The organism is Parcubacteria group bacterium, from assembly GCA_041659505.1.
Classification (GTDB): domain Bacteria; phylum Patescibacteriota; class Minisyncoccia; order Moranbacterales; family UBA2206; genus UBA9630.
Genome location: JBAZYF010000005.1, coordinates 1 through 11,137, shown reverse-complemented (window position 1 = coordinate 11,137; position 11,137 = coordinate 1). Strand labels below are relative to the sequence as shown.

Annotated in this window: 11 protein-coding genes; all 11 read right to left on the bottom strand. The window is 41.4% G+C overall.

Going from position 1 to position 11,137, the window contains the following annotated elements; genetic code table 11:
- Positions 1-57: 57 nt before the first annotated feature.
- Entirely contained in the window at positions 58-1,314 is a 1,257-nt protein-coding gene (locus tag WC848_06160) for an NADH-ubiquinone oxidoreductase-F iron-sulfur binding region domain-containing protein (GenBank protein MFA5962239.1), read from the bottom strand.
- Between the two features lie 197 nt (positions 1,315-1,511).
- Positions 1,512-1,964: an NAD(P)H-dependent oxidoreductase subunit E gene (locus tag WC848_06155; protein MFA5962238.1), complete on the bottom strand. Its 453-nt coding sequence runs from the start codon at positions 1,962-1,964 to the stop codon at positions 1,512-1,514.
- Between the two features lie 117 nt (positions 1,965-2,081).
- Entirely contained in the window at positions 2,082-2,945 is an 864-nt protein-coding gene (locus tag WC848_06150) for a class II fructose-bisphosphate aldolase (protein MFA5962237.1), read from the bottom strand.
- Between the two features lie 11 nt (positions 2,946-2,956).
- Positions 2,957-3,718, bottom strand: a complete 762-nt coding sequence (gene tpiA, locus WC848_06145; GenBank protein ID MFA5962236.1) for a triose-phosphate isomerase — start codon at positions 3,716-3,718, stop codon at positions 2,957-2,959.
- Between the two features lie 51 nt (positions 3,719-3,769).
- Positions 3,770-4,252, bottom strand: a complete 483-nt coding sequence (locus WC848_06140) for a small multi-drug export protein (protein ID MFA5962235.1) — start codon at positions 4,250-4,252, stop codon at positions 3,770-3,772.
- Positions 4,253-4,259: 7 nt separating this feature from the next.
- On the bottom strand, positions 4,260-5,279 hold the full coding sequence (gene galT / locus WC848_06135; GenBank protein MFA5962234.1) for a galactose-1-phosphate uridylyltransferase: 1,020 nt from the start codon (positions 5,277-5,279) through the stop codon (positions 4,260-4,262).
- Between the two features lie 161 nt (positions 5,280-5,440).
- Entirely contained in the window at positions 5,441-6,190 is a 750-nt protein-coding gene (locus tag WC848_06130; GenBank protein MFA5962233.1) for a dolichyl-phosphate beta-glucosyltransferase, read from the bottom strand.
- 101 nt (positions 6,191-6,291) lie between these two features.
- Positions 6,292-8,670: a beta-propeller domain-containing protein gene (locus WC848_06125; GenBank protein ID MFA5962232.1), complete on the bottom strand. Its 2,379-nt coding sequence runs from the start codon at positions 8,668-8,670 to the stop codon at positions 6,292-6,294.
- A 62-nt stretch (positions 8,671-8,732) separates the two neighbouring features.
- Complete coding sequence (argS, locus tag WC848_06120) at positions 8,733-10,313, bottom strand: arginine--tRNA ligase (protein ID MFA5962231.1); 1,581 nt, start codon at positions 10,311-10,313, stop codon at positions 8,733-8,735.
- A gap of 137 nt (positions 10,314-10,450) precedes the next feature.
- Positions 10,451-10,867 (bottom strand): hypothetical protein, encoded by a 417-nt coding sequence (locus tag WC848_06115; GenBank protein MFA5962230.1) that lies wholly within the window; start codon positions 10,865-10,867, stop codon positions 10,451-10,453.
- Positions 10,868-10,894: 27 nt separating this feature from the next.
- Positions 10,895-11,137, bottom strand: a 243-nt coding sequence (locus WC848_06110; protein ID MFA5962229.1) for a hypothetical protein, incomplete at its 5' end; no start/stop codon positions are given.

The window sequence follows — 11,137 nt, the reverse complement described above, 5'->3', positions numbered from 1 at the left end:
CACAATACCATACATATTAAAATCTGTCTTTTTTTTGAAAAAATATTTTAGGTTATTCTATTTTAAAATTCCAATTTTAGAAACCGCATCTCGCACTGCCACGCTCGCAAATTTCCCCAATGGACAAAAGGTAGTGTTTTCCAAAGTCCACAAAATATCATCGAGCGCTTCCTTGTCGCGTGGAACGATCTCTCCATCGGCCAATCGCTCCATAATTTCATTGAGTCGGAAAGTTCCTTCTCGACACGGAATGCATTTTCCACAAGACTCTCGGCGAAAAAATCCCGTCCAAGACAAAAGCAAGTCATAGATGTTAACTAACTTGTCTACAACCAAAATTGCACCGGATCCTATTTGTAGCGACTCCCCGCCCGGGCGGGGCGTCTCTGTCAACATTTTTCCATAACCCAATTTTTGGTCTAATTCCTTCTCTAAAACCAACCGTCCGGATGCACCGCCGATTTGCACAAACCAAAATTCTTTTCCCCGCAAAAGTCCCCCGCCCAAATTATCAATCGCATCATGAATCGTGATGCCGGTCGGCGCCTCAAAAACACCTTTGTTTTTTACCGCGCCACCCAGGATGAATAATTTTGTTCCAGGGCTAGCTTCAAGACCGATAGAGGCATATTTTTTGCCGCCATTTTTTATGATCCATGGAATATTAGCAACCGTTTCCGCATTATTCACTACTGTGGGTCTGCCAAAAAGGCCTTTTTCTGTCGGATATGGCGGACGAAGTTTTGGTTCACCGCGATTGCCTTCCATGGAATTAATCAAAGCCGTTTCTTCTCCACAGATATATGCGCCAGCTCCGGAAAATATTTCCACTTCCAGTGAATATGCCGAACCTAATATCTTGGATCCTATAAATTTATTTTCACCGGCCTGCGCAATAACTTTTTCTAAAATTTCTGCTTGCTTTGCGTAATTTCCATTGATATAGATATAGGCTTTTTTTGCACCGATCGTCAAAGCAGAAATAATTATTCCCTCTAAAAGCAAATGCGGATTATTTTCCACAATTGCCCGATCCTTATATGTCCCGGGCTCTGATTCGTCCAAATTACAGATAAAATATTTTTCCTTGCTTTTTTGCCCCATTGCCATCTCCCATTTCGCTCCAGTCAAAAATCCCGCCCCGCCCCTGCCACAAAGGCCTGACAATTTCACCTCCTCCAGCGCTTTTTGTGGTTCCAGCACTTCGATAAATTTTCTAAGCGAAACGTAACCACCCACGGCCAAATAATCCTCTATTTTTAGCGGATCAATTTTGCCCCAATGTTCGGTTATGATTTTTGGATTTTTTTGCATGAAATAAGCTGTGTCATTCCCGCGAAGGCGGGAATCTAGGTTCCACTAGTTTTAAACCTTAGAAAATCGAGCCGTAAGTCAGACTAACTCTCTATTTCAGCAAGTCTTGAATTTCAATAATTCTTTTTCTCTTTATTTTTAACCTAAGGTGCCTGGATCCCCGCCTTCGCGAGGATGACACTCAAAAAAATGAAGTATCAGCTCCATTCCCCCAAAATCCGATGCACCCCGCTCGCCGTCACTTTTTCATAAACTTTTCCATTCACAACCATAATCGGCCCTTCACCGCAACGCCCCAAACAACTAATTTTTTCCAAGCGCACCTTTAGATTAAATTCGTCCCCAACCTTGATGTGAAAATAATTTTCAATCTCTTGAATGATTACGCCTGATCGCTCCAGGCTGCAATCACTTCCCGAGCAAACCTTGATAGCTAGAATTGGCGGATTTTTCGTCTGGAGCAAATCATAAAAACTGGCCGTTTCATACACCTTAGCCAGCGGTAACTCAAAATATTGGGCCACAACTCCGGCTTCTTTTTCTCCGACATAACCAAAATTAGCATTAACCTTTTTTAACGCTGGAAGTATGTTTTTCAGTTCCGGGTCAAACTCGAGCAATATCTTTTCTATGGTCAAAAACTTTTGCATATTAATATTATACCACGTAAAAAATAAAAACTGAAATTGAATTTTCAGTTTTTTATCTTGAATGTTTTATTTTTTACATTCCTCCTGTTTCCTGTTTGATGCCTATTGCATCTTGACTTAGGCCTTCCCATCACTGCCAAAAATTTTAATCTTATATTTCACTGTTTCCTTCACCGCGTCCCTCGCACCACCCAACAGCTTTCGCAGATCAAAACCCAGTTCTCCTTGCTCATTGACCGAATTGATCAGATTATTCACAAAGGCGATTCGAATGGCTGTGTCCACATTAAAACAGCTGATACCATTTTTAATCGCACTCACAACTCGTCCATTTTCCCAATCCGACGCTCCATGCAAAATAAAAGGGATGTTGATATTCTTATTTATCATTTCCATCCGATCAAAATCCGGCTGCGCTCTTTCCTTGAGAAATCCATGTGCATTACCGATTGCCACTGCCAAAGCATCAATTCCTGTCTCATCCACAAACGTTTTTGCCTGCATCGGATCAGTCATATACTCGTCCCAATCAATTTCCCCCATCTGCGCTTCACCTAAATAAGGCACATTACCCAATTCACCCTGAACATCCACGCCATTTTCATGACAAAAGCCGACCACTTTCCTAGTAACTTCCAAATTATCCGCAAAAACCTTGCGCGAACCGTCATACATCACAGAGGTAAACCCGATCGCCACTGCCCGCTCGACTATTTCAAAACTTTTTCCGTGATCAAGATGGATTCCAATTGGAATTTCCGGCGCATAAAACTGTGCATCATTTTTTATCAGATGAAAAATTCCCCGACCTCCCGCATACTCCATCGTTTTTTCCGTAACTTGGATAATGACTGGGGAACGCATCTCTTGAGCCGCCTCCACAATCGCCCGCGTCGTTTCCAAATTTACTGTATTAAAGGCACCCACGGCATACCCACCCTTTTTGGCTTTAGTTAGGATTTCCTTGACTGATGTAATCATATATTTTTCAATTATCCGTTTATTATTTTTACTATTTTCAAAAAATCCCTCGGTGTCAATGACTCTCTCCCAATCAGTGCTCCTTCCATTCCACTGTCGACACAAGCTTGCTTAACGGTTTTCGCACTGACCGATCCGCCATAGACTATTCTTAATTTTTCAACATAGCCCTTGGAAAAATTCTGTGAAAGAATTTTTTGGATCAAAACTTTCGCTTCCATAATTTCATTGCTGGTTGGAATCGCATCTGACCCAACGGACCAAACTGGTTCATAGGCTACGACTATTTTTTCCAACTTTCCCGAAGCCACTCCCGCGAACGCTTCCTTGACTTGTTTGGTAATCACGCGCATCGTTTCACCAGACTGCCTTTCCGCTTTCGTTTCGCCCACACAGATTATCGGGCTAAGGCCATTTTTGAGACTGGCCAAAATCTTTTGATTAATTGATTGATTATTTTCCCCGAAATATTTCCGCCGTTCGCTGTGCCCAATAATTACGTAGTCACAATCAAAATTCTTGAGCATCAAAGGAGAAATCTCTCCAGTGTATGAGCCTTTATCTTCCCAAAAACAATTCTGACCACCTAGAATAACTTTTTTACCAAGCACTTTTTTAAAACTTTCCAGATGAATTACTGGCGGACAAAGCACAATTTCCGTATTGACTAACTTCTTTTCCAGCAATTCTTTTTTAAACGATTTCAAATATTGGTCTCGTTCCTGAATAGAAACGATATTCATTTTTAGATTACCTATAATTATTCTTTTCATAATACGATATAGCCCGTAGAGACGAGGCACTGCCTCGTCTCTGCTGTATTTTTAGTTAAAATAAACAGTTATTCCTAAAATAATCGCACCGGAAACCATCGTGCCAAAAAGTAAAAGGGGCAATGATTTTTTCAATGGAACATTAAAAATGAAAGCAGCTAACGCCCCTGTCATTCCGCCAAGCAGCGGGATTGGAGTGGCCGCCAGAATAAAAATCGCCCAAGCTCCATATTTTTCCATCTTTCCCCCGGCACGCTTTCGCGTGTGCTCAAACAACCAATCAAAAAAAACTTTAAATAATTTTATGTACGTGGATAAAACTTTTGCGATCGGATCAAGTGCTAAAACAATCACTATCATAGTAAAAAAGGTGCCCGCCACGGCATAGAACCAAGACCAAAAAGCACCCATTCCATAGACAGTATAAGCCAATGGCAACGCCGCACGCAGTTCAGTCACAGGAATGGCCGAGATAAGAAATATTGCCAGTTCCTTAGGAAAGCCGGTAAACCAGCCAATAATCATTTCGTGCATAAAGTTTTTACATTCCCCTTAAGTATTCCGCGGCATCTTCCGGCGTAATCGTAACAATCTCAATCCCGGTTGAAATTTCGAATCCCGCCCAGATATTCAGTTTCGGCAAAATTTCGATATGCCAATGATAATGCGGATAATCTTTTCCGTCACACGGTGATGTGTGTATATAAAAATTAAAATCAGGATTGTTTAGTGCTTTGTCTAACTTATAAATTGCTTTTTGTAAGGCCTCTCCTCCCGCCATTTTCTCCTCTTCCGTCGTTCTTTCAAAATAGGGTTTATGTTTTTTAGGTATCACCCACATTTCGAAATTAGACCGTGAGGCAAAGGGACAAAAGACGATAAATTCCTCATTCTCAAACACAATCCGCTTCCCATGTTCCCGCTCCCATTCTAGCATAGCGCAATAGACACAATGTTTATTCGCCTTGTAATAAATTTCCGCTCCATCCAGCTCCGAATCTACATAGGGAGAAACGACCGGGATAGCCATCAGTTGCGAATGTGGATGCGGAATCGAAGCGCCCGCCCTCTTCCCATGATTGTGAAAAATGTCGACGTAATTGACCGACTTTTTATTCATCAGATCAATGTAACGTGATTGATAGGCATCGAGCACTTCCGCTACCATAATCGGATCCATCCGCCCGATGTGCTTTTTGTGATCTCTGGTCACAACCACTTCGTGATAACCCACACTATCCATCTTGAAATAAGGGCCTTCTTCTTTGTGATTAATTTGTCCGCCAGTCGGCCGAGAAAATGCCGGAAACTTGTTGGGAAAAACACGCAGACTCCAATCATTCTCATTGTTTCCATAGAGCAAAACGTCCTTTTCTTGACCAGAAGCAGTTGGGTCACAAAAGAGACAGTTGGCGACATCACATTCACTTTCGCCGTCCGCTTCTTTCTTGGCAAACTCATCCGGCCGTTTAGCACGGATCGTCGAAACCACCACCCAATCCCCGGTGATCAAATCTTGGCGCAACTCTGTTGGTTTTGTTTTGTTTTTTTCGTTTTCCAAAAAATTTTATTTATTGAGGCTTACTTATCGGCCTTAAGAAAATTTTTGACGTTCGACTTTTTTAGCATCCAAATCCTTAGTAGACCGGCGCAAGGCCAGACAAAAAGAGAAAACCGCGCTATAAAGAATTTTCTTAAGGCCAATACGTAAGCAGGTTGATGTTATTTTTTGATTTTGTATTTTCCACCCCAGAGTCTCATCCTTGTTTTAAATAAATCCCAAAGTACCTGAAAATAGCCATTTGGTCCGGTAAGGCTTACCGTTGATCCAGCTTCATTCATCCAGCTCACTGGCATTTGCTTAATCTTGAAGCCCAGCTTCTTCGCAAGCATTACCAGTTCAAAATCAAATCCAAAACGATCAACCACCATCCGACTCGCCACCGCCTCGGCCGCCTTAGCGCTGAGCATCTTAAACCCGCATTGTGTATCTGGATAACCCCAAAGTCCCAACGTAATTCTAATCGCCCAATTTCCCGTGTCTCCGAATAATTCCTTCCACTTTGCCTGATGGACTTGAATATGCGCTCCTTCAATGTCACGCGAACCCATCACTACGTCATATCCTTTTTCAAATTCTGGCAAAAATGCATCCAGATGATTGATGGACGTTGAACCATCTGCATCGAAAAATAAACGATATTCTCCCACTGCTTCCAAGAGCCCTTGTCTCACAACATAACCCTTTCCGTGATTATCCTTGTTTTCAATTACTCTAAAATTTTCAAATCTACTGGCATAACTGCGCGCCACTTCCGCAGTATCATCCGGCGATCCGTCTACGACAACGACAATCTCATAGCTATATTTTTTATCCTTGAAGTATTTTTCACATTCTTCCAGATTTATTCCAATCCGCTTGCTTTCTTTGTACGCCGGAATCACAACAGAAAGATAGATTTTTTCACTCATGCTTTTTATGAAAATTATTGGTTAATTTGATTATGTTTATTGTAGCACAAAAAATTCAAAGACGAAATAAGCCTCTTTTCCCTAAAAAATCCAAACCGGGTTCATTCGGCCAAATCACCTTCATAATTTGATGGTTTGAACATCGGCGTCATTACTGGCTCCGGATTGGGCACGACCCGAAAATCTTGCTCGCCTTTGAGCGGTACACGTTTTATGAGATCCAGGCCGTCTAATTTGTTGATCTGCAAATATTGATCTGAAACAGTATAAAGATTATTTTCAATATATAATGCCCTTTTTAAGCCATTGTTGTAATAATCATAACCTAACTGTGTACCGGTTTTATTATTTTGACTGATTTTTCCTTGAAGCGTAAAACCATTTTTGTCCACCTTGAAAACTGCCACTCCGTTGAACACTTCCTGCCAAGGCATTGAAGTGTTGACCAAGTCATCGGTCAGCGTCACCGGAATCACTAACAAATTCTTCTCACGAGAGAAAAGGAATGCTTTGTGGTCATCAAGAGCCAGTGAATTGCTACCGGCCGAACCAAGCTCGTACTTATCAACCTCTTTGGGCTGAGAAACATCGCTCACATCAAACAAGGAAAGCTTAAGCCCTCTCGTCGTCACCCCACCGGAACTATTTTCTTCCGCTTCTTTCCCCAGACCAATCAGTGTCGTGTCATTATAAGGATGCAAATAACTGGAGAAACCTGGCACTTTTAGCTCACCCAATACTTTAGGATTTTTTGCGTCCCCGAGGTCAACTACAAACAGCGGATCGGTTTGCTTATACGTCACAAGATACGCCCTGTCTTGCATAAACCTGGCCGAATAAATCCGCTCCCCTTTGGCTAAATTCTCCACCGCACCGATTGTTTTCAGATCCCCATCGAGAACATAAAGATTGCTATAAGATTGATTCTGCTGAGCTTTAATATCTTGAGCTGTATCGCCTGCCATTTTCTCCATACCGCCAATCCCACCAAATCCACCAAAAAAATTCAGTGGCGAAAATGTCTGATTCTTAGTTGTTGCTATTCTAAAATTCCCCTTTTCGTCCTCATCCATCGAGAATTGATTGAGCACTGACCCAGTCACTTCTCCAAAATTTTTATACTCAATCCTACCCCCTTCGATCGCAATTTTATGAATGACCGTTTTTTCTAATTCCTTGGAAATATCCGCGTATTTTTTCTGCATTTCATCTTCCAGCTCTTTTTCTATTTTTTGATTCTCATCATCAGGCAACGATGCCAAGTAGCGCTCCACAACAGCGTTGATTTTGCTCATTTTTTCCCGTTTTGAAAGAATTGAATCATCCACCGCCTCAATTTTTTGGATCTGCGCTTGCTCCTTCTCGCTCAGGCGCGTTAATAGAAAATCTTTTGCCACTCCCATAAACAGATCGTACTCGCTCAAATATTTCGTATAGGCGATGTAGAGATTTTTTTGCGACGCGTAAAAATTCTGCTGTCCGGAAAGCAGATAAACCTGATTGGTCAAATTTTCATTTTCGTCATCAATATTAATCGCAGAGACATTGACCATGTTGACCGAATCGTAGGGCATATCAAAATAGTAAACATCAGGACAATTTGGGCACTTAGCCAAATCTTGACTGTCATATAATTCCTTTCCATCGTCCAATATTCTTGGCACGGGAATTTCTCCAGCATAATATTGCGTGTAAGTCGAGGTAAGGAAATAGACATAATTGCCGATCATCCGCGATTCCAAATAATTTCCCTCAAAATCTAAATCACGTAGCTGCTTCGGATTTTTCTTGTCTGTAATATCAAATACCTTAAAAAAAGAATATGGCGATTTGCGCTTGAAACGAGCATAATAATCCATTGTCATAATGCCTTGATCGCCACCAAAAATCACCAGCCGATCTCCTTTGAGATAGAGGCTTTGCGGGACTGACTTAAACTCAATTTTTGACACAACTTCCGCGCTATCAGCCGGATTGGCCCGCGTGATAAAAAGCGTATTGCCCGCGACAGAATAGATATATTCGCCGTCCGTCTTCACCAGATCAGATTCATCCACGCCTGACACTTGCACATTCGTCTGGGAATAATCCACTCCCCCCAACCCGGAAGTCGCTTGGACGCTTTTTTCCGCCATCGGCACAGCCGCGTCTGTCCACTCCATATTTGACATGATCCTTCCACTGAAATTATCTCCTCCGGAATTATTTTCTACAAAATCTTGCAATTCCTGATAGTTGGAAAATTTCTTAATCTTAGATTGATCAGCTAACTTTTCCGCAAGCATCCCGGCCTGCTCAGTCGCGCCATTTGTTTGGTTATCTTTCTTGGCCTCTCTTCCGTTTTTGATATAGAAATAGTTTTGCACCACCAGAAGCGCAAAAAATAAAAAAGCCAAAGCTGGCAAAATTATTCTGATCCGATGATCTTTTTTCACCTCAACCGGAGCAGTTTCATCTTCCACATTATTTTGTGGTTCCATTTTGTTTTAAAATTTAATTTTTTATTTCAAAATTTTGTGCCTGCCCTAAAAAGCTGTGCCTGTCACATCTTCTCCGGCGCACTAATCCCCACCAGCCGCAATGTTTCACCCAAGACAACTTTTGTCGCGCTGACCAACTCCCTTCTCGCAGAAGCCAAAGATTTTTCTTCGTCCAAGATTCGCGAGGTGTGATAGAAACTATGAAATTTATCCGCTAATTTTATTGCGTAGTGCGTCAAGCGATGGACTTCATAGTTCTCGGCGATTTCTACAATCAAATCAGGAAAACGCATCAAGTGCCTCACAAGTTCAATCTCTTTTTCATTAGTGAGCATTGAAAAATCAGCCACGCCTGCCGCTTCTTTTTCTGTTTTTCTGAGAATTCCAGAGAGCCGTGCATAAGCATATTGGACATAGAAAACCGGATTCTTATTGGACTTTTCTTTGGCTAGATCAATATCAAAAATCATCGGAGAATTTGCAGAATAGGCTAAGAAAATGAAACGTACGGCGTCTTTCCCCACTTCATCAATTAAATCTTCTAGGCAAATATATTGTCCTTTTCTTTTTGACATCTTAAATTCCTCGCCATTTTTAAGCACAGTAAGATTTTGCGTAAGTAACACTTTTACTTTTCCAGGATAACCTAATGCCTCCATAGCTCCTTGCACGCGCGCGACATCCCCATGATGATCAGCGCCCCAGATATCAATTGCCAGATCGAATTTTCGCGTCTGCAATTTATTCAAATGATAGGCGATATCTCCGCCGAAATAGGTGATTTCGCCAGTTGTTTTTTTCACCACCCGATCTTTTTCATCACCAAATTTTTCCGCTCGGAACCACAGTGCATCATCTTTTTCATAGAGCAGATCTTTTTCTCTCAACTGCGAAAAAGCTTTTTCCACTTCGCCGTCTTGATGAAGTGAACTCTCACGAAAATATTCATCAAAACGTATTCCCAATGATTCCATTGCCGGCTTAATCATTTCTTTCAGGATTGTTTTGGTCGCAATTTGTCCAACTAAAAATGGATCGGTTTCTTTATTTTTTTCTGCTAACTTATCAATATATTCTCCCCGGTATTGCGCCTCTGCGTCTTTGAGAATCGAATGTCCCAACACCTTGATTTGATTGCCAAAATCATTGACATAATATTCTCGCCAAACAGAAAAACCATTCTTTATCAGTACATTCGCCAACACATCTCCCAATGGCCCCCCCCGACCATTCCCCAAGTGAATCGGTCCGGTCGGATTGGCGCTGACAAAGTCCAAGTGGATTTTTTTGCCTTTCCCCGAATTCCCTGTGCCATACTCTCCACCAGCCAAATTTATTTTCCCAATTTCATTCCCGCGCGCTCCTGATGACAAAGTGAAATTCAAAAAGCCCGCTCCTGCCACTTCAATTTTGGAAATTAGTCCCTCATCCAAATCCCCCTTCTCCAATTCAGCTTTCAGCAGTTCCGCAATTTCTCGCGGATTTTTCCCCAGTTTTTTTGCCAGCTTGAGCGCTAAATTTGTCGAATAATCCCCAAACTCTTCCGGCGGATAATTAATTTCGATTTCCCCTTCAGAAAGCGAAAAATCCGGACTTATCCGGCTAAAAATGCTGTGTAATTTTTCAATTAAAACTTCTCGCATATGCAGCTAGTATAAAGGGAAAATAGGATAAAATCAATAGTTCCATCCTTCTTAGGCCATTTTCAATAAAAAAAACCAGACTCATTCTGGTTTTTTTATTCTTTAACGCTAGATAGCTACTTAATTCTTTCAAGCATCTATGGCCGTATCACTAAAATCATTTTAACATTTTTTGTAGCTACATCATAAGTCACTCTGACCACATCGTCCTTTTTAATATCAGCTATTTGACCAAGTACTGTATTATTACCATTCACAGAAATCATCACTGGAGTGGCGCCATTAATATTGACACTGACTGACTCCCTGGAATTTTTTATAGTAAGAGTTTTTTCTGCAATTTTTTCTATATTGCCGGAAACATCATTCGCACTCGACTGCTGGTTATTCGCATCTTGACTAAATATATTTACAGGAATCTCTTTCTTATCGTTGGTCATATTTTTCGGATTAATTGACCGATTTCCATCGCTTATCTTTCTGGCAACAAAATAGATGCTTCCAAATAGAACCACTAGCGCTAAACTGAGAACTACGACCTGTTTTTTATTCATATTATTTTTTAATTATTATTATTATTATTATCTCCTCCCCACACAATCCTTCTCCCCCACCTGCAAATTACAACCATCATTGCAAGAAACATCCTTGCAAGTATAGGAGGCACAGTCGGGAGCATCCGGGCGACAATCTTTGGCAGTATTATTGACATTAATCTTAGCAACTGGAGTTGCCAGACAGCTTGGTCCGGTCACTTTCAGACTAGGAGCATAGGTGCCGTTTTTGTCGTAGGTGCAGGTAAAGGAACCATTCGTAGAATCTTT

What these genes read in the sequence shown, in the direction of transcription:
- tpiA (MFA5962236.1), bottom strand. Translation starts at nt 3,718, where the DNA reads ATGAAAAGAATAATTATAGGTAATCTAAAAATGAATATCGTTTCTATT.
- WC848_06160 (MFA5962239.1), bottom strand. Translation starts at nt 1,314, where the DNA reads ATGCAAAAAAATCCAAAAATCATAACCGAACATTGGGGCAAAATTGAT.
- WC848_06115 (MFA5962230.1), bottom strand. Translation starts at nt 10,867, where the DNA reads ATGAATAAAAAACAGGTCGTAGTTCTCAGTTTAGCGCTAGTGGTTCTA.
- argS (MFA5962231.1), bottom strand. Translation starts at nt 10,313, where the DNA reads ATGCGAGAAGTTTTAATTGAAAAATTACACAGCATTTTTAGCCGGATA.
- WC848_06125 (MFA5962232.1), bottom strand. Translation starts at nt 8,670, where the DNA reads ATGGAACCACAAAATAATGTGGAAGATGAAACTGCTCCGGTTGAGGTG.
- WC848_06150 (MFA5962237.1), bottom strand. Translation starts at nt 2,945, where the DNA reads ATGATTACATCAGTCAAGGAAATCCTAACTAAAGCCAAAAAGGGTGGG.
- WC848_06155 (MFA5962238.1), bottom strand. Translation starts at nt 1,964, where the DNA reads ATGCAAAAGTTTTTGACCATAGAAAAGATATTGCTCGAGTTTGACCCG.
- WC848_06130 (MFA5962233.1), bottom strand. Translation starts at nt 6,190, where the DNA reads ATGAGTGAAAAAATCTATCTTTCTGTTGTGATTCCGGCGTACAAAGAA.
- WC848_06140 (MFA5962235.1), bottom strand. Translation starts at nt 4,252, where the DNA reads ATGCACGAAATGATTATTGGCTGGTTTACCGGCTTTCCTAAGGAACTG.